General features: G+C 71.2%; 19 protein-coding genes. 11 read left to right on the plus strand and 8 right to left on the minus strand.

Going from position 1 to position 19819, the window contains the following annotated elements; translation table 11 throughout:
• Together ODJ79_RS22305 and ODJ79_RS22310 are read right to left on the minus strand one after the other, a co-directional pair.
• A partial coding sequence (locus tag ODJ79_RS22305; RefSeq protein WP_263025478.1) for a dihydrodipicolinate synthase family protein occupies positions 1-376 on the minus strand: 376 nt, incomplete at its 3' end.
• Positions 373-1524: a Gfo/Idh/MocA family protein gene (locus ODJ79_RS22310; protein WP_263025479.1), complete on the minus strand. Its 1152-nt coding sequence runs from the start codon at positions 1522-1524 to the stop codon at positions 373-375. The genes ODJ79_RS22305 and ODJ79_RS22310, both read right to left, overlap by 4 nt.
• A 102-nt stretch (positions 1525-1626) precedes the next feature.
• Here ODJ79_RS22310 and ODJ79_RS22315 point away from each other — a divergent pair, with 102 nt between their 5' ends.
• The 4 genes from ODJ79_RS22315 to ODJ79_RS22330 all read left to right on the plus strand — a co-directional run bounded on the left by ODJ79_RS22315 (position 1627) and on the right by ODJ79_RS22330 (position 6229).
• Positions 1627-2625: a LacI family DNA-binding transcriptional regulator gene (locus tag ODJ79_RS22315; protein ID WP_263025480.1), complete on the plus strand. Its 999-nt coding sequence runs from the start codon at positions 1627-1629 to the stop codon at positions 2623-2625.
• Between the two features lie 116 nt (positions 2626-2741).
• Entirely contained in the window at positions 2742-3800 is a 1059-nt protein-coding gene (locus ODJ79_RS22320; RefSeq protein WP_263025481.1) for a pectinesterase family protein, read from the plus strand.
• Positions 3801-3975: 175 nt separating this feature from the next.
• Positions 3976-5559 (plus strand): pectate lyase, encoded by a 1584-nt coding sequence (locus tag ODJ79_RS22325; protein WP_263025482.1) that lies wholly within the window; start codon positions 3976-3978, stop codon positions 5557-5559.
• A gap of 55 nt (positions 5560-5614) precedes the next feature.
• Positions 5615-6229 carry an NADPH-dependent F420 reductase gene (locus ODJ79_RS22330; RefSeq protein ID WP_263025483.1) on the plus strand — a complete coding sequence of 205 codons (615 nt, stop codon included), beginning with the start codon at positions 5615-5617 and terminating at the stop codon, positions 6227-6229.
• Between the two features lies 1 nt (position 6230).
• Here the strand turns inward: ODJ79_RS22330 and ODJ79_RS22335 are convergent, their stop codons facing one another.
• Together ODJ79_RS22335 and ODJ79_RS22340 are read right to left on the minus strand one after the other, a co-directional pair.
• Entirely contained in the window at positions 6231-6956 is a 726-nt protein-coding gene (locus ODJ79_RS22335; protein WP_263025484.1) for an anti-sigma factor family protein, read from the minus strand.
• Entirely contained in the window at positions 6953-7486 is a 534-nt protein-coding gene (locus ODJ79_RS22340; protein ID WP_263025485.1) for a sigma-70 family RNA polymerase sigma factor, read from the minus strand. The genes ODJ79_RS22335 and ODJ79_RS22340 overlap by 4 nt, the downstream gene beginning before the upstream one ends.
• Before the next feature lie 253 nt (positions 7487-7739).
• Between ODJ79_RS22340 and ODJ79_RS22345 the strand changes: the two genes are divergently transcribed.
• Both ODJ79_RS22345 and ODJ79_RS22350 read left to right on the plus strand, forming a co-directional pair.
• Positions 7740-8504 (plus strand): hypothetical protein, encoded by a 765-nt coding sequence (locus tag ODJ79_RS22345; protein WP_263025486.1) that lies wholly within the window; start codon positions 7740-7742, stop codon positions 8502-8504.
• Positions 8505-8863: 359 nt separating this feature from the next.
• A complete protein-coding gene (locus ODJ79_RS22350) occupies positions 8864-11323 on the plus strand; it encodes a LuxR C-terminal-related transcriptional regulator (protein ID WP_263025487.1) in 2460 nt (819 codons plus the stop codon).
• Here the strand turns inward: ODJ79_RS22350 and ODJ79_RS22355 are convergent.
• The gene (locus ODJ79_RS22355) at positions 11223-11846 is read right to left on the minus strand and encodes an HAD-IA family hydrolase (protein WP_317620691.1); all 624 of its coding nucleotides are present in this window, start codon (positions 11844-11846) and stop codon (positions 11223-11225) included. The two genes, ODJ79_RS22350 and ODJ79_RS22355, sit on opposite strands and share 101 nt — an antisense overlap.
• 2 nt (positions 11847-11848) lie before the next feature.
• Here ODJ79_RS22355 and ODJ79_RS22360 point away from each other — a divergent pair, with 2 nt between their 5' ends.
• Entirely contained in the window at positions 11849-12727 is an 879-nt protein-coding gene (locus ODJ79_RS22360) for an alpha/beta fold hydrolase (protein WP_263025488.1), read from the plus strand.
• Positions 12728-12930: 203 nt separating this feature from the next.
• On the opposite strand, the gene ODJ79_RS22365 is transcribed toward ODJ79_RS22360, so the two are convergent.
• From ODJ79_RS22365 to ODJ79_RS22375, 3 genes are all read right to left on the minus strand, one after another.
• On the minus strand, positions 12931-14118 hold the full coding sequence (locus tag ODJ79_RS22365; RefSeq protein WP_263025489.1) for an MFS transporter: 1188 nt from the start codon (positions 14116-14118) through the stop codon (positions 12931-12933).
• Positions 14115-15428 carry a GH1 family beta-glucosidase gene (locus ODJ79_RS22370; RefSeq protein WP_317620689.1) on the minus strand — a complete coding sequence of 438 codons (1314 nt, stop codon included), beginning with the start codon at positions 15426-15428 and terminating at the stop codon, positions 14115-14117. Before ODJ79_RS22370 ends, ODJ79_RS22365 begins: the two co-directional genes overlap by 4 nt.
• A gap of 66 nt (positions 15429-15494) precedes the next feature.
• Positions 15495-16574 (minus strand): ROK family transcriptional regulator, encoded by a 1080-nt coding sequence (locus ODJ79_RS22375; protein WP_263025490.1) that lies wholly within the window; start codon positions 16572-16574, stop codon positions 15495-15497.
• Positions 16575-16665: 91 nt separating this feature from the next.
• Between ODJ79_RS22375 and ODJ79_RS22380 the strand changes: the two genes are divergently transcribed.
• From ODJ79_RS22380 to ODJ79_RS22395, 4 genes are read left to right on the plus strand one after another with little or no spacing between them, the layout of a single operon-like run.
• Entirely contained in the window at positions 16666-17928 is a 1263-nt protein-coding gene (locus tag ODJ79_RS22380) for a DUF1479 domain-containing protein (RefSeq protein WP_263025491.1), read from the plus strand.
• A 42-nt stretch (positions 17929-17970) separates the two neighbouring features.
• Positions 17971-18288 carry a hypothetical protein gene (locus tag ODJ79_RS22385; RefSeq protein ID WP_263025492.1) on the plus strand — a complete coding sequence of 106 codons (318 nt, stop codon included), beginning with the start codon at positions 17971-17973 and terminating at the stop codon, positions 18286-18288.
• Positions 18281-19447 (plus strand): WXG100 family type VII secretion target, encoded by a 1167-nt coding sequence (locus ODJ79_RS22390; protein WP_263025493.1) that lies wholly within the window; start codon positions 18281-18283, stop codon positions 19445-19447. Before ODJ79_RS22385 ends, ODJ79_RS22390 begins: the two co-directional genes overlap by 8 nt.
• Before the next feature lie 2 nt (positions 19448-19449).
• Positions 19450-19818, plus strand: a complete 369-nt coding sequence (locus ODJ79_RS22395) for a DUF6188 family protein (RefSeq protein ID WP_263025494.1) — start codon at positions 19450-19452, stop codon at positions 19816-19818.
• The last annotated feature ends 1 nt before the right edge of the window (position 19819 follow it).

Here is a 19819-nt window from a genome sequence, read left to right on the forward strand (position 1 = left end):
GCTGTTCCGCGTCCGCCTTGCGGATGTCGTCGATCGGGGGGGGCCGGGGGGGCAGCTGGTGGGGGCCGACGCCCGCCACGATCGCGCCGCCCACCGAGCGGGCCTCGGCGGCGCTGCGGCGGATCAGCTCGCGGGTCGCCGGGTAGTCGAGGCCGGCCCCGCGCTGGGCGGTGTCCATCGCCTCGGCCACGCCGAAGCCGAGCGACCACAGATGATGCCGGAAGCGGAGGGTCGCCGCCCAGTCCAGGACGGCCGGGGCGCCGGGGATGTTCTCGGCGTGCTGATCGGCGGTGACCGGCGCCGCGGCGTACGCGATCCGGCTGTGGAATTTGATCTTTTCCGACGGGAAGCCCCGGCCGCTGAACGTAATGGTCATCGGTCCAGCTCCGGGATCTCCACGCGCCGGCCGTCCCGGGACGACCGCAGGCCGAGCTCGGCCACCTGCACGCCGCGCGCGCCCGCCCAGAGGTCGCCGGCATAGGGCGCGTCCTCGGCGACGTAGCGCAGGAACTGCTCCCACTGGGCGCGGAAGCCGTTGGGGAACACGTCGTTGTCCGGCACCTCCTGCCACTGCTCGCGGAACCGCTGGTCGGTCGGCACGTCCGGGTCCCAGACCGGCTTGGGGGTGGCGGCCCGCGGCTGGATGCGGCAGTGGTGCAGGCCGGCGACCGCGCTGCCGTGCGTACCGTCCACCTGGAACTCGACCAGCTCGTCGCGGTTGACCCGGACCGCCCACGACGAGTTGATCTGCGCGATCACGCCGCCGTCCAGCTCGAAGATGCCGTAGGCGGCGTCGTCGGCGGTGGCCTCGTAGGCGGCGTTGTCCTCGTCCCAGCGGGTGCCGATGTGCGTGACGGCGCGGGCGGTCACCGCACGGACCGGCCCGAACAGCTGCTCGAGCACGTAGTGCCAGTGCGGGAACATGTCCAGCACGATGCCGCCGCCGTCGGCCGCCCGGTAGTTCCAGGACGGGCGCTGCGCGCTCTGCCAGTCGCCCTCGAAGACCCAATACCCGAATTCCCCGCGTACGGACAGGACCTGGCCGAAGAACCCGCCCTCGATCAGCCGGGCGAGTTTGCGCAGGCCGGGCAGGTAGAGCTTGTCCTGCACCACGCCGTGTTTCACGCCCGCCGCGTCGGCCAGCCGGGCCAGCTCGACCGCCTGCTCGAGCGTCTCGGCGACCGGCTTCTCGGTGTAGATGTCCTTGCCCGCGTCGATCGCCATCTGCAGGGCCTTCACCCGGGCCGAGGTGACCTGGGCGTCGAAGTAGACCCGCACGTCGTCGCGGGCGAGCGCGGCCGGCAGGTCGGTGGTCCAGTCGGTGAGGCCGTGCCGCTCCGCGATGTCCCGCAGCTTCGACTCGCTGCGGCCGACCAGCACCGGCTCGGGCCAGAGCACCGTCCCGTCGTGGAGCGGCAGGCCACCGTCCTGGCGGATGGCGAGCACCGAGCGGAGCAGATGTTGCCGCAGCCCCATCCGCCCGGTGACGCCGTTGAGCACGATTCCGATCGTCGTTCGACCCATGGTCCAGGTCCTCCCACGAAACCCATTGAGGTAAGCGCTTTCCTAGACCGTAATGGGCGCGCCGCCCCGCGGGCAAGACCGGCACCGGTATCCTCCCCGGTCATGGCCACCTTGGCGGACGTCGCACGGCACGCGGGAGTGTCCACCGCGACCGCCTCCCGGATCATCAACGGCAGCCCGAAGCCGGTCGCGGACGCACTGCGGGCCCGGGTGCTCGCCGCCGTCGCCGAGCTCAAGTACGTGCCGAACGCGCACGCCCAGATGCTCGCCCGGTCGCATCGCAGCGCGGTCGGGGTGATCGTGCACGACGTGTCCGACCCGTACTTCGCGGAGATCACCCGGGGGCTGCAGCGGGTCGCCGAGGCGGACGGCCGGCTGGCGATCATCTGCAACAGCTACCGGCAGCCGGACCGCGAGCTGGAGTACATCGACCTGCTGCACGCGCACCAGGTGGCGGCGATCGTGATCGCCGGGTCGGGCTACCTGGACGCGACGACCGCGGCCCGGCTCGACGACCGGCTGCGCGCGTTCGAGGCCACCGGCGGGCGGATCGCGGTGATCGGCCGGCACGAGCACACCGGCGACGCGGTGCTGCCGGAGAACGAGGAGGGTGGGTTCCTCGCGGCGGCGCACCTGTTCGAGCTCGGGCACGCGTCGATCGCCGTCATCGCCGGACCGACCGCCTTGACGACGACCTTCGATCGGCTGGCGGGGGTGCGGCGGGCCGTCCGGAAATATCGGCAGAAGCTGCCGAAGGAGCGGATTGTCCATTCGGACTTCACCCGGGACGGCGGGTTCGCCGCGACCGAGCGGATCCTCGCGGAGTTCCCCGAGGTCACGGCGATCGCCGCGCTGAACGACTCGATGGCGGTCGGCGCCCTCGCCGCGCTGCGCGAGGCCGGCCGCCGGGTGGCCGTGATCGGGTTCGACGACATGCCGATCGCCCGGGACGTCACCCCGTCGCTGACCTCGGTGCGGCTGCCGCTGACCGAGCTCGGCGAGCGGGCCATGCGACTGGCCCTGGGCGAGGCCGGCGACGAGCCGCGGGTGGAGCACATCCCCGCTTCGCTGGTCCGGCGGGAAAGCACCTGGGCCCGCTAGGCGTTCCGTGCGGTGCCGGCTTCCTGACGCGGGCGGTCGGGCCGGCCCCTATTGACGGCGCGCATCGATGGTTCTAGCTTCCGCAGGAAAGGCCTTTCCTTAGGAGGTTCCACATCATGCGCAGACGCAGGTTCCTCGAGCTGGCCGGGGGTGGGATAGCCGGCACCGCGCTCACCGCGACGGTCGCCCGGCCCGCCCGGGCCGCTCCCCCCGCCTTCGCCGTCGTCGCCGCCGACGGCACCGGCGACTTCAGCACCGTCCAGGCCGCGGTCGACGCCGTGCCGTCCGGGAATGCCGCCCCGCTCACCATCGCGGTGCGGCCCGGCACCTATCTCGGCCCGGTCAAGATCCCGTCCGACAAGCCGTTCGTCACCGTCGCCGGGCTCGGCCCCGGGCCGGACGCCGTGGTGATCGCGGACAACCGGGCCAACGGCACGTTCAAGCCGGACGGCACCCCCTGGGGCACCTCCGGCAGCGCCTCGGTCACCGTCGACGGGGCCGGCTTCCGGGCCCGCAACCTGACCTTCGCCAACCTGTTCGACGAGGCCGCCCACCCCGAGATCACCTCGAAGCAGGCGGTGGCGGTGCTGACCCGCGCCGACCGGGTCGAGTTCGACCGGGTCCGCTTCCTCGGCAACCAGGACACCCTCTACGTGAACAGCAGCGCGGCCGGGGTGATCGCCCGCGCGTACTTCCGCATGTGCTACGTCGAGGGCGACGTGGACTTCCTCTTCGGACGGGCGACCGCGGTCCTCGACCGGTGCCGGGTCCACTCGCTGAACCGCAACTCCAGCCCCAACGGGTACGTGACCGCGCCGAGCACCGACGTCGGCAACCCGTACGGGCTGCTCCTCCAGCGCTGCATGCTCACCTCGGACGCGCCCGCCGGAACGGTGTTCCTGGGCCGGCCGTGGCACCCGAGCAACGACCCGAACGCGATCGGCATGACGCTGATCCGCGACTCGTGGATCGGGGCGCACATCGGGGCCACGGCGTGGAGCGACTTCGGGACGTGGTCGTGGCGGGACGCGCGGCTGGCCGAGTACCACAACCGGGGCCCCGGAGCGATCCCGTCACCGGACCGGCCGCAACTGACCGATGCGCAGGCCGCCGAGTACACGATGGCCGCCTTCCTGCGCGGCACCGACGGGTGGCGTCCGCAATCCTGCAAGTGATCCAGGCAAGTCGGCCGCCGCCGCGGCCCCTTGTTTCCGCTGGACTTCCCGGTTCCCACTGCAAATTTTCTGCGTTGTTCGTGGCATTGACTGCGCTCGACCTCCATGTGAGTGTTCCAGGCAAGCGCTTTCCTGCATTCTTCGCGGCCGCCACCGGCCGCTCAAGGGAGATGCCATGCCCTCCATTGCTTCCGCCGCCGTCCTCGTCGCTGTCGCCGCGCTGGGGATGGCAGGCCCGCCGGTCGCCGAGGCCGGCGCCGCTCCCCCGGCGGGCGCCCTCGCCGCGCCCGCCGGGGTGACCGCGGCCCTGTCCGGGCTCACCCCGGCCGCCTCCGGGCTCACCCCGGCCGCCTCCGGGCTCACCCCGGCCGCCTCCGGGCTCACCCCGGCCGCCTCCGGGCTCACCCCGGCCGCCTCCGGGCTCACCCCGGCCACCTCCGGGCTCACCCGGGCCGCCCTCCGCGGCGGCCCGACCGGGCTAACGGGCGCGGGGCCGGCCTCGGGCCCGTCCGCCGCCGCGCTCGCGATCGGCCGCCAGACCTTGCCGGCCAACGACGGCTGGGCGGCCGCCGGCACCGGCACCAGCGGCGGCTCCACGGCCGACGACGCGCACGTCACGGTCGTGCACAACCGCGCCGAGCTGGTCGCCGCGCTGGGCGGCGACAACGCCACCAACACCACGAACGCGACCCCCAAGATCGTGTACGTCAGCGGGAAGATCGACCTGCGGGTGGACGCCGGCGGCAACCCGGTCGGCTGCGATGCCTTCGCCGACCCGGACTACCGCCTCGACGCGTTCCTCGCCGCGTACGACCCGGCCGTCTGGGGCACCACGACCAAGCCCAGCGGCCCGCTCGAGGACGCCCGCGCCCGCTCGGCCAAGAACCAGGGCGCCACCGTGAAGATCAACGTCGGCAGCAACACCACGATCGTCGGGATCAACGGCGGCCGGCTGACCCATGGCAGCCTGGCCTTGACCGGCGTCAACAACGTGATCATCCGGAACGTCGAGGTGACCGACGCGGCCGACTGCTTCCCGGCGTGGGACCCGACCGACGGCTCGGCCGGCAACTGGAATTCGCTGTACGACCTGATCTCGCTGTCCGGCGCGACGAACGTGTGGGTCGACCACAACACGCTCAGCGACGGCAACAACCACGACGAGGACCAGCCGCTCTACTTCGGCCGGCCGTACCAGGTGCACGACGGGGCGACGGACATCATCAAGGCCTCCGACTACGTCACGGTCTCGTACAACGACTACTACGACCACGACAAGACCATGCTGATCGGCTCGACCGACACCCCGGGCGTGGACGTCGGGAAGCTGCGGGTGACCGTGCACCACAACCGGTTCGGCAACGTGCTGCAGCGGGCGCCGCGGGTCCGGTTCGGCCAGGTCGACGTGTACGACAACCTCTACGTGGCCACCGACGATCTTTATCAGTACTCGCTGGGCGTCGGGGTCGAGTCGAGCATCTACGCCGAGAACAACTACTTCAGGCTCAGCGCGGACGTCCCCGCCGCCGACATCATCCACTACTGGAAGGGCACGAAGATCACCGCGCTCGGGTCGCTTGTCCAGGTCGGCAACAGGGTCCAGCCGGTCGATCTGGTGGCCGCCTACAACGCCGCGTACGACCCCGACCTCACGCCGGACGCGGGCTGGACGCCCACCCTGCGCACACGGATGGACCCGGCCTGGGCGGTGCCCATGGTCGTCGCCGGCAGCGTGGGGATCCGCCACCTCGGTTGTTGAGAGCAAAATACGCGTTCGCCCGCCCCTCGGGTGGGCGAACGCGCACGCTGGGGGAATGCATATCGGGGTGATCGGGGCAGGAAAGCTCGGCGCGACCCTCGCCGAGTGGTGCGTGGAGAGCGGGCACGACGTGGCCATCACGTCGCGGCACCCGGAACGGCTGGACAGCCTGGTCGAGCGGCTCGGCGAGCACGGCATGGCGATGCCCGTCGACGAGACGGCGAAGTATGCGGACGCGGTCCTGTTCGCCCCCGGCTGGCCCGCCGCGCGCGAGGCGATCGACATGGCCGGCAAGGCACTGACCGGCAAGGTCGTGATCGATGCGACCAACCCGCCGGCCGCCGCCCCGGGCGGCGTCAGCGGCCTGGAGACGCTGATGAGCTGGGCGCCCGAGGCGCACTGGGTGAAGGCGTTCAACACGCTCCCGGCCAGCGTGCTGACCCGGCGGCGCGGCCACGACCCGCTGCTGGCCGAGTTCGTCTGCACCGACCTGGTCGACGCGCGGCTGACGGCGTCGAAGCTGATCCGCGATCTGGGCTTCGCACCGGTGTTCGCCGGGCGCGCCGACACGGCCAAGTACGTCGAGACCGGCGGCCCGCTGCAGATGACCGAGGTCGACGTGCAGGACGCGACGGAGGTGCTGGCCGGCGTCCTCGGCGACTACGTCTGACCTAGACGTTGACGCTGACGTACTGCTCGCCGGCCGTGCTGACCACCCGCACCGAGGCGACCTGAGACGGCTCGATCAGCGCGCTGCCGTTGAGCGTGGTCCCGTTGGCCTCCCCCGCCGGGGACACCAGCCACGATCCGGCCAGCACCGCGGACCCGTCCTTCGCCACCACCTCGAGCCGGCACTTCTCGCCCGCCGGGATCCCCCCGACGGTGGCGCTGAGCCGCACCCAGCCCATCGCGGGCGTGATCGTCGCGTTGATGTGCGCGCCGGTCCGCGGATCAGCAGCGGCCACCACCTGGGTGCCCGGCGGCACCGTCGAGGCGGACACCGAGCCCTGCGCCTGCGGCGTGGGCCCGCCCGGCGCCGTACCCCGGCCGAGAATGATCCCACCGCCCACCGCGACCGCGATGATCGCCGCCGCGGCGGTGGTCAGCACCGCGACCCGGCGCAGCCGGCCGCCCGACGCCTCCTGCCGCACCTGCCGCAGCGTGCGCTGCAGCACCAGGTCGGCATCCTCCGGCGGGCCGTCGAGCAGCATCTCGTCCGGGATGTCGCGCAGCGCCGAGGACCACTCCTGCAGCGACTCGATCTCCTCGCGGCAGGCAGCACAACCCGAGAGGTGCGAGTCGGCCCGCTGCTTCTCGTCGGGCGTCAGCATCTCCATCAGATATCCGGCCAGGTCGACGTGGTCGTTGGTCGGGTTCGTGCTCTCCGGCGTAGTCATGATGCCAACCGTTCTCTGCCGGCCTCGCGTAGGGCCCGCAACGCATAGTAGGACCGGGACTTCACCGTTCCCGGCGGAATGCCGAGCGCCTCGGCTGCCTCGGTGACCGTGTTGCCCTTGAGGTAGACCTGTTCGAGCACCGCCCGGTGCTCGGCGGAGAGGGTGCTGAGCGCGTCCACCACGACCATCGAGTTGACCACGTGGTCGGCGTGGTCGCCCTCGACCGCGGCGTCCGGCGGGCTCTCCCGCACCTCCGGGGGTCGCCGGTTCCGGGCGCGGATCTGGTCAAGCACGATGTTGCGGACGACTGTCAACAGCCAGCCGCGCACCGAGCCCTTCCCGCTGTCCAGGCTGTCCGGGTGGCGCCAGGCGCGCACCAGCGCCTCCTGGACCACGTCCTCGGCGGCCGCGCGGTCCCTGGTCAGCTGCGTGGCGTAGGCGAGCATGGCCCGGCCGTGTTCGTTCCACAACGATCTGACCAGTGCTTCATCGGCCACCTCCCGGCGCGGTCTGGTCCTCGGTGACGACATCGAGTCTCTTTCTTCCGCGGCACCAACGGTGCCGTTTCGGTACGGGTCCGCCGACCCAACTTTTCCGGACCGGCGGACTCGCCGAAGGCGACATCGAAGAACGTACTGCGCCGCGGCTACTGGAGATACGACCAGGTCGGCCAGCCGGATCAAAGATCTTGAGACTTTGGCACACCGGAGTGAACCGCCCTTGCCATCGGGTCGTGTGGATGGCAGGCCCGGATCCAGCCGGGCGGTGGAAGGAGAGGCAGCCATGATGACGCCCGGGACCAAGACGATCATCGTGGTCACGCTGGCCGGACTGACCGGCCTCGCGGGCTGCGGCAGCCAGAAGGCGCCGTCGACCGACGCGATCCAGCTCCCGATCGCGCTGACCCGGTCACCCGACGCTCCCCCGAACACCGATGGTCCCGGCGACCTGACCGGCGCGGACGCGTCCGAGGCTACCCCGTCCCCCAGCGCCTCGGATTCCCCCAACGCGTCCGCGACCGGTCAGGGTTCCGGCGGCGGCGAGACGGCTCCCGACGTCACGCCGACCGTCGCGAAGACCCAGCGCTGGGTCAAGATCTTCAGCGGCCCGTCGACGACCGACATCAAGCCGAACGCCGACAAGACCAAGGGCAGCCACACGGTCGAGCTCAACGCGACCGACAACGCCCAGATCGGCACCTATGTCACCGACGGCGCCGGGCGCACCCTCTACCGCTTCGACAACGACACCAACAAGCCGCCGAAGTCGAACTGCAACGGCTCGTGCGCCACGGCCTGGCCGCCGCTGCTCATCAAGTCCCCCGGCAAGATCTTCCCCAGCGGAATCGACCCGAAGCTCATCGGATACGTCGAGCGGGCCGACCACACCTGCCAGGTCACCATCAACGGCTGGCCGGTCTACTACTTCATCGCCGACGCCAAACCGGGCGACATCAACGGCCAGGGCATCAATGGCAAATGGTTCGCGGTCAGCCCCACCGGCGGCAAGACCAAGGCCATTCCCGGTTTCCCGCTGAAGAACAACTAGAAAACCATCGGGGGTCCGCCGGCAGCGCAGCCAGCTGCCGGCGGGTCGTTGTGCAAAACCATTTTCCGGTACGGGACGCAAGAGTCCCCGGCGAGCCGGGCCGCTGAGCGTGACCAACGCTCCGCGCCCGGCCGCCGGGCTGTTCCCGCGGGGCGACCCGGGCTCGCGGGCTCCGCCCGCCTCGCCCTTTCCGGTACAGTGGCGTTCCGATCGGCCGTTGCCGATCGCGCCCGGAAAACCCCGTTATCGACTCGCCGCCGACGATCGAGCGCCCACCGATCGACGCCAATTTATGATTCCGGCCGTGCGGTAGCGATCTGCCTGTGTGACGGGAGAACGGCCGACGGGTTGGGAGTGTGATGAGCGAGCCGGCGAGTGCTCCCGGCCGAGGCGTCATCGTGCCCCGGCCCCGCCTGTTCGCTCTGCTCGACGACGGCGCACGCCGGCCGGTGACCGTGGTGCAGGCCGGCCCGGGCTGGGGCAAGACGACATCGGTCGCCTACTGGGTGGGTGGCCGGCCCGGCGCGTACGGATGGCTCTCCCTGACTCCCCGGCACCGTGCCGTGAGCGTCCTGCGCACCGCCGTGGCCGGCGTCCTCGAGCCGGCCGGCGTGCAGGTCGACGACGGCTGCGCCGAGGGCTCGCGGCAGCCCGTGACCCTCGTGCTCGACGACCTGCAGGTGCTCGACGGCTCGCCGGCCGCCGCCGACCTGGCCGCGTTCGTCGACAACCGGCACGCCTGGCTGCGGTTCCTGCTGATCAGCCGCACCGAGCCGGCCCTGCCGCTGCACCGGCTGCGCGCGGCCGGCGAGCTCACCGAGATCGGCGCCGCCGACCTGGCGTTCACCGCCGACGAGGCGCCCGGCCTCGATCCGGCGACGATCGAGCGCACCGAGGGCTGGCCGCTCGGGATGCGGCTGGCCGTCGAGGCCCGCCGCCCCGAGGAGGCCGCCCGCGACTATCTGCTGCGCGAGGTGGTCGACGCGCAGCCGCCGCCGGTGCGCAGCTTCCTGCTGCGCACCAGCTTCCCCGACCTGATCTGCGCCGACCTGGCGGCCGCGCTCACCGGCGAGGCGCACGGCGAGCAGATCCTCGACCATCTCGAGCGCGGCACCGGGTTCGTGCGCCGCTGCGCCGATGACCCGCGCTGGTACCGCTACCACCACCAGCTGCGGGACGCCCTGCGCCGGCAGTTCGAAGTGGACGAGCCGGAGGCGACGGCCGCGCTGCACGGCCTGATCGCCCGCTGGTACGCGCAGGAGCGGATGGCCGTCGAGGCGTTGCGGCACGCGCGGCTCGCCGGCGACTGGGCCTACGTCGGCCGGGTCGTCGCGGAGCAGGCGATCGTCCTGCTCGTCTCGGCGCACAGCCGGGAACTGTTCGACACACTCCGGCGGATCCCGGCCGACCTGCTGCCGACGACCCCCGAGCTCTGCCTCTGCGCCGCGCTGCTGATGGTGGACGGCGGCAACCAGCCGGGGATCCGGGGTCAGATCCTGCGCGCCCGGCGCCTGCTCGACGGCCGCGACCCGGAACAGCGGCTGGCCATCGACGCGGCGCTCGCCGCTCTCGAGGCGGCCGCGGTGATCCGGGTCAGCGGCGACATGCCCTGGCTGACCGCGGCGACCACCGGCCTCCTCGAGACGCTGCGCCCAGCCCGGCTCGACCAGGTGCCGGCCATGCTCCAATTCCGCGCCCTGGCGTTGACCAACAAGGGTGTCGGCCTGCTGTGGACCGCCACGCTCGACCAGGCCGACCAGTACTTCTGGGCCGGGATGGCGGCGGCCCGGACCACGGGCGTGCCGCTGGTCGAGATCAACGCGCAGGGCTACCTGGGGCTGGTCGCCTACCTGCAGGGTTCGCTGACCGAGGCCGAGCAGCACGCGGCCGCCGCCGAGGAGCTCGCCGACCGGCTGGGCGCGGCGTCCGCCCCGCAGGCGGCCATGGCGCACCTGGTGATCGCCCTGGTCGAGGTGGAGCGCAGCCGCACAGCCGAGGCCCAGTCGGCGCTGCGCCGGGCCCTGCACTCGGACATCGACCCGCCCGAGGCGATCACCGCGATGCTCACCTCACTGGTGCGTGCGCAGTTGCTGCTGTCGGCCGGTGATCCGGCCGCGGCCCGCGCGCTGCTCAAGGCCGCCCGCGACGGCGCACCGCCCTCGCTCGACGCCCCGCGGCTCGACCGCTGGCTGCGGCTCACCGAGGGCGACGTGTCGCTCGCCCTCAATGAGCCCGACCGGGTGGTGGCGATGTACCGGTCCGAGCCGGCGCTGCGCCCGGCCGAACAGGTCTGCCTCGGCCGCGCCTACCTGGCGCTGGGCGACTACCCCTCCGCCGAGGAGCTGCTCACCCGGGCCGGCAACAGCCCCGACATGGTCGCGGCGGTGACCGCCTGGATCGCGCTGGCCCTGCTCGCCGAGGCGCAGGGGCACGTGAGCCGCTCGATCGACGCCATGTCGAAGGCCGGCACGCTGGGCCGCCGCAACGGGATCCGCCGCCCGTTCCGCCGCTTCGACCCGGCCCGGATCGCGGTGCTGATCGGCCGGCAGCGCTGGCTGGAGGAGGACGACACCACCGGCCCGGTCGTGTTCGAGAAGCCGCCGCGCGCCGAGGCCGTCGCGCTGGCCGAGCCGCTGAGCGAGCGGGAGCTCGATGTGCTGCGCTTCCTGCCGACGGTGCTGACCGCCAACGAGATCGCGGCCAGCCTGGGCATCTCGGTCAACACGGTGAAGGCGCACATGCGGGCGATCTACCGCAAGCTCGGCGCGACACGACGACGCGAGGCGGTCGTGCGCGCCCGCCAGCTGGGGCTGCTGTAACGGACCGCGCGGCCAACCGTTCGATGATGTCGGTCAGCTCGGCGAGCGTGCCGATCCGATAGCTGGCCCGTGCGAAGTCCTGCCCCTTGGTGAACTCGTTGTGGACAACGGCACAGTCGATTCCGGCCGCCACGGCCGATTTCAGCCCGCGGGCCGAATCCTCGACGACCAGAGCCTCGTCCGCGGTGACGCCGAAGCGCCGCAAACCGGTCAGGTACGGCTCCGGGTGCGGCTTGGCGTTCGCATAGTCCTCACGGGCGAGGACGAACTCCATGAACTGCCGGATCCCGCGCTTCTCATGGATGAGGTCGAAATCCGCGCGTTTCGCCGTCGTCACGATGGCCATGCGGACGAGTCGCGTCAGCTCGGCCAGGACGTCGACGACGCCCTCGATCTCGATCGACTCGGATGTTCGCGTTGTCGATGATGGCTTCGGCGAGGCTCGTGGATGCGTGGATCTGCTGAGGAGCGGATGTGGGCGCGGTAATGCTGCCGGTTGCCCAGCCGGCGGGTAGCGTTCGATCGATGTTCGACCGTTTCCGTCTTGATCACGTTGACCTGGGTGAAGTCACGCTGCGAGTCAGGCACGGTGGTGTCGGCGCACCGGTCGTGTTGTTACATGGTCATCCCCGCACGCACACCACCTGGTATGAGGTGGCTCCCCGGCTGGCGGAGAACCACTTCGTGGTGACACCCGACTTGCGCGGATACGGCGGGTCGACGCTTCCGCCAGATGCACCGGACCATGCGCAATCGAGCAAGCGCGCGATGGCCCGCGATGTCGTGCTGCTGATGTCCCACCTTGGTCATCAGCGATTCGCGGTGGTCGGGCATGATCGTGGGGCTCTGGTTGCGTTCCGCACCGCGATGGATCATCCGAACCTGGTATCGCATCTGGTGGTCATGGACGGATTACCGGTGATTGAACACCTTGAGCGGACGGATGCCACCTTCGCCCGCGCCTGGTGGCACTGGTGGTTCCTCGGCCAGACCGACAAGCCCGCGGAACGCGTGATCTGCGCCGACGCGGACGCGTGGTACCACACCCCCGGGCCGGCCGAGATGGGCGTGGGTAATCATGCTGATCTCTGGCAAGCCCTCCGTGATCCGGCGGTCGTCCACGGCATGTGCGAGGACTACCGTGCCGGCCTGGGCATCGACCGTGATCACGACGAAGCCGACCGGGCGGCCAAGCGGCAAGTCGTCTGCCCGACTCTGCTGTTGGAATCTTCTGACGACGACCTCGACATTCACGGAGATCCTGCCGCCATCTGGATGCCCTGGCTCGCCCATCCACTTCGCCACCGCGTCATCAACAGCGGTCACCACCAGGCGGAGCAGGCGCCTGATTCAGTCGCCAAGGCGTTGCTCGACTTCCTGGCGCCGAGCAAACCGGCCCGCTGACTCCGCTACCCGCGCTTTGCGCAGGCCCGGCGTGCTCGTTCGACTTGGCCCGGCCGGGCGCTACGGGTGGTCTTGGGTCGGGCCCACCCGGCGGCCGGGCGCGGAGCCGATGGAGCAGCCGGCGGCCCTGGCACGCCGGGGACTCGGCCGACGCTCGTACGGGAAAAGCAGCGGAAGGGAACCGCTCGGAGTAAGCCCCGCCTTCAGTCGATGCCACGGATGCGGGTGACCAGGACCGAGCCCAGGACCGTCACCGCGGCGGCGGCCAGGTAGAGCGCCGGGTAGCCGCCCAGGTAGGACACCAGGGGGAAGGCGATCGCCGGCCCGAGGACCTGCGGCGCCGAGTTGGCGATGTTGATGACGCCCAGGTCGCGGGCCCGGTCCTCGGCCGCCGGGAGGACCTGGGTGATCAGGGCCTGGTCGACGGAGAGGTAGACGCCGAAGCCGAAGCCGAGGATGACGGCCGCCACGATCGCACCGGTCCACGTCGGCCAGAAGGCGAGGATCGCGGCGGCCACCGCCATCACGTAGCCGGAGACGATCACCGAGGGCTTGCGGCGGCCGGTGCGGTCGGAGATCACGCCGCCGACCACCACGGTCAGCACGGTCGCGATCGTGTAGACGACGATCAGCAGGGCGAGACCGTCGTCGGCGTTGGCGTAGTGCACCCGGTCGCGCAGGAAGTAGAGCAGGTAGAGCGTGGCCATCGCGTTGCCGAGCTGCACCAGGAACCGGGTGGCGAACGCCCAGGAGAAGTCGCGGTCGCGGAACGCGTCGAACTTGAACGCCGAGAAGCGGGGGGCCCGCTCGATCGCCGGGTCGCGGGTGGCCAGCACGAACGGCACCGCGGTCAGCACGACGACCAGGGCGATCGCCGGGTAGCCGCCGCCGACCGCGGTCACCAGCAGGACGCCGGCCACCACGCCCACCGACTGGGTGAGGCCGACCCAGCCGGACACCAGGCCCCGCTGGTTGACCGGGGTCTGGTCGGGAACCACCGCGGTGAGCCCGGCCTGCAGCGTGTTGAGGCCGGCCTGGGCCAGGCACCAGCCGATGCCGACCCACACCAGGGTGTGCTGCCCGTGCAGGAAAACCAGCGCGGCGCCGCCGATCAGGGCGCCGGCCACGATCCAGGTGTGTCGTCGCCCGGTACGGGCGGTGGTCACGTCGGAGAGCGCGCCGGCGAGCGGGCCGACGACGACCGCGACCAGGGCGCCGAGGGCGGTGATGACGCCGAGCGCGGTCTCCTTGTCCTGGCCCGCGATGTCCTGGATCTGGTTGGGCAGCAGCACCTGCAGCGGACCGAAGTAGCCCATCCACAGGCCGAGGTTGGCCAGCGACAGCAGCGCGATCCAGCGGGCACCGACCCGCTCGGTGACGGCCGTGGTCATCCACGGTCCCGCAGGGCGGACTGCAACCAGCGGTAGCTGTCCCGCGGCGTACGCGCAAAGGTTTTGAAGTCGACGTGGACCAGGCCGAAGCGCTGGCTGTAGCCCTCGGCCCACTCGAAGTTGTCCATCAGCGACCAGACGAAGTAGCCGCGGACGTCGACGCCGTCGGTGATCGCGCGGCGGACGGCGGCGAGGTGGCCGTCGAGGTAGTCGATGCGGAACCGGTCGTCGAGGCCCTCGACGGTGGAGCAGCCGTTCTCGGTGATGTAGATCGGCGGGAGGTCGTCGCCGTAGGTCGCCTTCAGGCCGGTGAGCAGGTCGTGCAGGCCGTCCGGCACGACCGGCCAGCCGAACGCGGTGGTCGGCACGCCCTCGATCGGCAGCATCTCGAACGGGAGATCACCCTCGGCGGCCCGTACTCTGGTCGGGTTGTAGTAGTTGATGCCGAGCGCGTCGTGGTTCGACCGGATTGTCGCCATGTCGTCGGCTTGGATCAGGCCCTCGAGGCCTGCCGCCAGAAATTCCGGATAGGTCCCGTTGAGGACGGGATCGTTGAAGAGCCGGTTGTGGAACGCGTCGTAGATCATCGCGGCGGCCTGGTCCTCCTCGGACGGGGAGGCGGCCTCGACCGGCGTGCAGTTGTTGGTGATCATCACCTCGCCGGCTTCCCCGGTGGCCCGCTTGATCGCCTGGGCCGCGAGCCCGTGCCCGAGCAGCTGGTGGTGGGCGACCGGCAGCGCGTCCATCATCAGCTGCCGGCCCGGCGCGTGCGTCCCGAACGCGTAGCCCTGCGCCATGTGCACGATCGGCTCGTTCAGCGTGATCCACCGGTGGACCCGGTCGCCGAGGCGGTCGGCGACCACCGCCGCGTACTCGCCGAAGCGCAGCGCGGTGTCCCGGTTCAGCCAGCCGCCCTGGTCCTCGAGCGCCTGCGGCAGGTCCCAGTGGAAGAGGGTGGGCAGGGCGGCGATCCCGCGCGCGAGCAGGCCGTCGATCAGGCGGTCGTAGAAATCGAGGCCGTCGGGGTTCGGCTTGCCGTGCCCGTCCGGCTGGATGCGGGGCCAGGCGATCGAGAAGCGGTACGCGTCGACGCCGAGCTCCGCCATCAGGTCGAGGTCCTCGCCGTAGCGGTGGTAGTGGTCGCAGGCGGCGTCGCCGGTGTCGCCGTTGAGGATGCGGCCGGGCGTGTGCGCGAACGTGTCCCAGATCGACGGGCCGCGGCCGGCCTCGTGCACCGCGCCCTCGATTTGGTACGAGGCGGTCGAAACGCCCACCACGAACCCGTCGGGAAACCCTGACAGCGACCCCACGCGACCCTCCCGCGGAAAGATGAATGAGGTTCAGGTTAGTGACCGCGGCCACAGCGTGGAAGAGCTTCAGGCGGTCAGCGATGCTCGCAACCGGTCGAGCGCCTCGGCCCGCACCCCGGCCATGACCGGATCGCCGATCCCGGTGGTCGCCGGGCGGAGCGGAACCGGTCGTGGCATACGGGCGGCCGCCTTGCCGATCTCATCGATCAGCGCCGGCCCCCAGGTGCCACCGATCACGATCTCGCGGGGATCGACGAGCGCCACGATCGCCGCGAGCACGCCGGACACCGCCAAGCCGATCGCCTCCCGCCCGTTCTGATCGGCGTAGCGCAGCCAGTCGACGTCGATCGCGGTCGAGTTCGGCCGACGCAGCCCCAACGCACCGAAGACCTCGATGAACGGCATCGATCGACCGCCCGGCCCGGTGGTCAGCAGGTGGCCGATCTCGCCGGCCAGGCCGCTGTGGCCGCGCCGGACCGCACCGTCGGTCACGATCGCGCAGCCGAGTCCGTCGCCGAGGTAGAGGTAGGCGAAGTCGCGCGCATGTTCCGGTTCGGCCAGCGCCGCCCAGTTCACGTCGTTGTCGACCACCACGTCGATCGGGGCGAGGAGGGCGGCCGGATCGAGCTCGCCGACCAGGAACGGCGAGTCGGGCAGATGCACGAGACGGCCGGTGGCCCGGTCCACCGGGTCGGCCGCACCGATCACCGCCAGCCGCACCGGGGAGTGCCCTGGTGCGGCCTCGGCGACCGTCTCCTGCAGGGCGGCGGCGACCTGCCTCGGCCAGGTCGTCCGGTCGACCTGGCGGACGGCGCGCGCGACCGTGTCCCCGTACACGTCGATGCACTCCGCCACGACGCCCGCCGGGGAGATCGTGATCGCGAGCGCCACCCCGGCGGTCGGCGCGATCGCGTAGTACGACCCGACCCGGCCGCGACCACGCCCGCCCGGCGTGCGCTCGCCGGTGTCGGCGACCAGCCCGCGCTCGGTCAGCCGCCGGACGCTCTCCCCCGCCGTCGGCTTCGAGATGCCGATCTCGACGGCCAGCTCGGCCCGGGTCAGCCGCCGGTGCCGCATCAGCGCCCGCAGCACGTGCTCGTCGGTGAGCGCCCGGACGAGATCCTGCGACGGCTTCGTCGGCTCCATGTGTGCCGATATTAGTCAAGCCCCTTGCCTTGAAGGTGCGCCGGCGCCTACAGTCTTTCCAGTAAGGCTACATTCCCAGAAAGGATTCCCCGTGAGCCTGCCGCATTGGGAACGAACGCCGACCGACCTCAAGGCCGCCACCCGCGAGATCAAAGCCGCCCTCCGGGCGAAGATCGCCGCCTCCGGCCGCACGGTCGAGGAGGTCTTCGCCGTCGTCGAGCAGCGCGTCCAGACCGCGGTCGACGAGATCGCCGCGGCACGCCGGCGGTCGGAACCGATCTGGCCGGTCATCGAGTACTCCGACATCGAGGCCGGCGCCGTCGCCGCGGCCCAGCTCGACCTGCTGCGCCGCCGCGGCTGCCTGGTCGTGCGCGGTCACTTCGATCGTGACCAAGCGCTCGGCTGGGATCGCGACATCGTCGACTACGTCGAGAGCAACGACTTCTTCGAGAACTACCGCGGCCCCGGCGACGACTTCTTCGGCAGCGTCGGCTCGAAGCCGGAGATCTATCCGATCTACTGGTCACCGGCGCAGATGCAGGCCCGGCAGAGCCCGCGGATGGCGACCGTCCAGTCGTTCCTGAACCATCTGTGGAAACACGAGTCGGGCGGCGTGCAGTGGTTCGACCCCGATCGCGACTCGCTCTACCCCGACCGCATCCGCCGCCGGCCCGAGGGCGCCGACTCGGCCGGTCTCGGCACCCACCTCGACCCGGGCACCCTCGACCTGTGGATGACCAGCGCCTATCAGCAGGCGTTCCGGCACCTCTTCGACGGCAGCGTCGAGCAGTACGACCCGTGGGACGCCGCCCACCGCACCGCCGGCCCGCAGTACCCCGGCACCACCATGTGCTCGGCGTTCCGCACCTTCCAGGGCTGGACGGCACTCTCCGACATGGACCACGACCAGGGCGTCCTGCACACCGTCCCGATTCCCGAGGCGATGGCCTACCTGATGCTGCGCCCGCTGCTGCCCGACGTGCCGGACGACGACATGTGCGGCGTGACCGTCAACCAGGTCTTCCCGGCCGGCCACAAATGGCACGCGCCACTCATGGAGGCGCTCGCCGGCATCCCCGACGTGCGCGCCGGCGACTCGGTCTGGTGGCACTGCGACATGATCCACAGCGTCGCGCCGGTCGAGGCGCAGAAGGGCTGGGGCAATGTCATGTACATCCCCGCCGCGCCGTGGTGCGCCCGCAACGAGCGGTACGCGGCAAGCGTGCGCGACGCCTTCGCGAAGGGCGAGAGCCCGAGCGACTTTCCCGCCGAGCACTACGAGCGGGAGTGGCCGAACCGCTTCCGGGCCGAGGACCTGAACGAGATCGGCCGCCGCGGGCTCGGCCTGTCCTGATCGTGCCCCGACGAGTTTGTCCGAGAGGGCTATGTTGTCCGGATGGACGGGCCAGGTTTTCACGTCGACGTCGCCACCCTGGACGAGGCGTCGGCCGGCATCGCCGAGACCATCGGCAACCAGAAACGGCTGGAGCTGAGCAAGTTGCCGGGCCCGGCCGGGATGTACGGCGACGACGACCTGCACGACGCGTTGACGGACTATTGCCACCGCTGGGACGACGGCTTCGACATCCTGACCGACGACGCCGGCAAGATCAGCGACTCGTTGAAGCGGGTGGCAGACGCATACCGATCGGTCGACCAGGCGGCCGCACAGCGGCTCACCTCCGATCCGGCGACCGGAGCGGTCGATGGCTGAGCTGGGCGAGACCCGCGACCCCCGAGCGCTGATCCCCGGCGATCCGGACGCGATCGCCGCCAACGCCGGGTCGCTTCGCGACCGTGCGAAGGACGCCGCCGACGCCGGCGACGGCCTACGCAAGATCGACAGCGGCTCGTGGACCGGCGCCGCGGCCGAGAAGTTCCACGACAAGTTCAGCTACGAGCCGGGCCGCTGGTTCACCGCGGGCGACGCCATGCAGGGCGGGGCCGGCGCGCTGGACGACTACGTAGCGACCCTGCGCTGGGCTCAGCAGCAGGCGACCGAGGCGATCCGGCAGTGGGATCAGGCGGAGGCCGCCACGCAACAGGCCAAGAACGATCACGCGGCCGCTGCCACCGCCGCCCAGCAGGCCGGGCAATCCGAGCCGCCGTTCACCGATCCGGGCACGGCCGGCCGCGACTCGGCGCAGGCGCTGCTCAGGGACGCTCGCAACCAGGTGCACACCTCGGGATCGGCCGCCGCCCGGACGCTGCGCGACAAGGCCTCGCTCGCGCCGGAGAAGTCCGGTTGGCTGGACGACGTGGGCGACTTCTTCCACGACCTCGGCGGTCACATCGTGAACGGGGCCGCCTCGTTCGGCAACGCGATGATCCACCACCCGGGCGACGTCGGCCTGGCCGCCGCCGGCATCGGATTGGCCGCGCTCAGTTCCGGCGGCGAGGCGCTCGGTGTGGCGCTCGATGCGACCGGCGTCGGCGCGATCGGTGGCGTCCCGCTCAACATCGTGTCGGCGGCCGGCATCACGCTCGGCGGCACGATGGCCATGGCTGCGGCCGGCGATCTGGGCGCGCACGCGGCCGGCGACGACCATGTGTCGCCGGTGGACACCGAGGGCGGCGGCGCTTCCGAGGGCGCGGAGGACTCGACCGCGAACAATCCGACCGGAGTCAAGGAAGGCTGGTCGTCACGGACGGCCGACAACGGAAGGGGCACCGTCTATCAGAAACCGGGATCTTCCGGGAACGCTGATATGGTGCGGGTGATGGACCCGACGCCCAGGTATCCGAACGGATACGTTCGTTACTACAACGATCAGGGCCAGCCGATCGGGCTCAACGGCAAGCCGGGTCCGAACTCGGACACGCACCTTCCGATCGGGCCCGACGGTTCCTACCCCGTTCCGGATGGCTGGTGACCATGGATCTGAAGTTTGCCGGGCAGCGCGTGACCGCGCAGGACGCGGGCTACACCGTCGCACTCGCGTTCGGCGACGGCTACGAGGCGCGGATCGAGACGCCGTTCTCGCTCCGCCGGCCCGGCGGCGACCTCGAGGTGACGCCGGGCGAGACCGAGTTGCCCGATCTGATCGGCCGGGTTGTCACCATCGCGCAGGCCGACGACGACGGTGGCTTGCGCATCGACTTCGAGGACGGCTCGCGGTTGCTGGTCTCGGCCGATCCCGACTACGAGGCATGGACCGTCGCCGGGCCGGACGGTTTCAAGGTGGTGTCCGAGCCCGGCGGCGGCCTGGCCGTCTGGTCAGACGCCGCGCAGGGCAGCGACTGAC

Origin of the sequence: Actinoplanes sp. KI2 (genome assembly GCF_025630775.1) — a bacterium.
Lineage (GTDB): Bacteria > Actinomycetota > Actinomycetes > Mycobacteriales > Micromonosporaceae > Actinoplanes.

Coding starts and splice junctions, on each gene's coding strand:
- ODJ79_RS22310 (WP_263025479.1), bottom strand. CDS start 1,524: ATGGGTCGAACGACGATCGGAATCGTGCTCAACGGCGTCACCGGGCGG.
- ODJ79_RS22315 (WP_263025480.1), top strand. CDS start 1,627: ATGGCCACCTTGGCGGACGTCGCACGGCACGCGGGAGTGTCCACCGCG.
- ODJ79_RS22320 (WP_263025481.1), top strand. CDS start 2,742: ATGCGCAGACGCAGGTTCCTCGAGCTGGCCGGGGGTGGGATAGCCGGC.
- ODJ79_RS22325 (WP_263025482.1), top strand. CDS start 3,976: ATGCCCTCCATTGCTTCCGCCGCCGTCCTCGTCGCTGTCGCCGCGCTG.
- ODJ79_RS22330 (WP_263025483.1), top strand. CDS start 5,615: ATGCATATCGGGGTGATCGGGGCAGGAAAGCTCGGCGCGACCCTCGCC.
- ODJ79_RS22335 (WP_263025484.1), bottom strand. CDS start 6,956: ATGACTACGCCGGAGAGCACGAACCCGACCAACGACCACGTCGACCTG.
- ODJ79_RS22340 (WP_263025485.1), bottom strand. CDS start 7,486: ATGTCGTCACCGAGGACCAGACCGCGCCGGGAGGTGGCCGATGAAGCA.
- ODJ79_RS22345 (WP_263025486.1), top strand. CDS start 7,740: ATGATGACGCCCGGGACCAAGACGATCATCGTGGTCACGCTGGCCGGA.
- ODJ79_RS22350 (WP_263025487.1), top strand. CDS start 8,864: ATGAGCGAGCCGGCGAGTGCTCCCGGCCGAGGCGTCATCGTGCCCCGG.
- ODJ79_RS22360 (WP_263025488.1), top strand. CDS start 11,849: ATGTTCGACCGTTTCCGTCTTGATCACGTTGACCTGGGTGAAGTCACG.
- ODJ79_RS22365 (WP_263025489.1), bottom strand. CDS start 14,118: ATGACCACGGCCGTCACCGAGCGGGTCGGTGCCCGCTGGATCGCGCTG.
- ODJ79_RS22375 (WP_263025490.1), bottom strand. CDS start 16,574: ATGGAGCCGACGAAGCCGTCGCAGGATCTCGTCCGGGCGCTCACCGAC.
- ODJ79_RS22385 (WP_263025492.1), top strand. CDS start 17,971: ATGGACGGGCCAGGTTTTCACGTCGACGTCGCCACCCTGGACGAGGCG.
- ODJ79_RS22390 (WP_263025493.1), top strand. CDS start 18,281: ATGGCTGAGCTGGGCGAGACCCGCGACCCCCGAGCGCTGATCCCCGGC.
- ODJ79_RS22395 (WP_263025494.1), top strand. CDS start 19,450: ATGGATCTGAAGTTTGCCGGGCAGCGCGTGACCGCGCAGGACGCGGGC.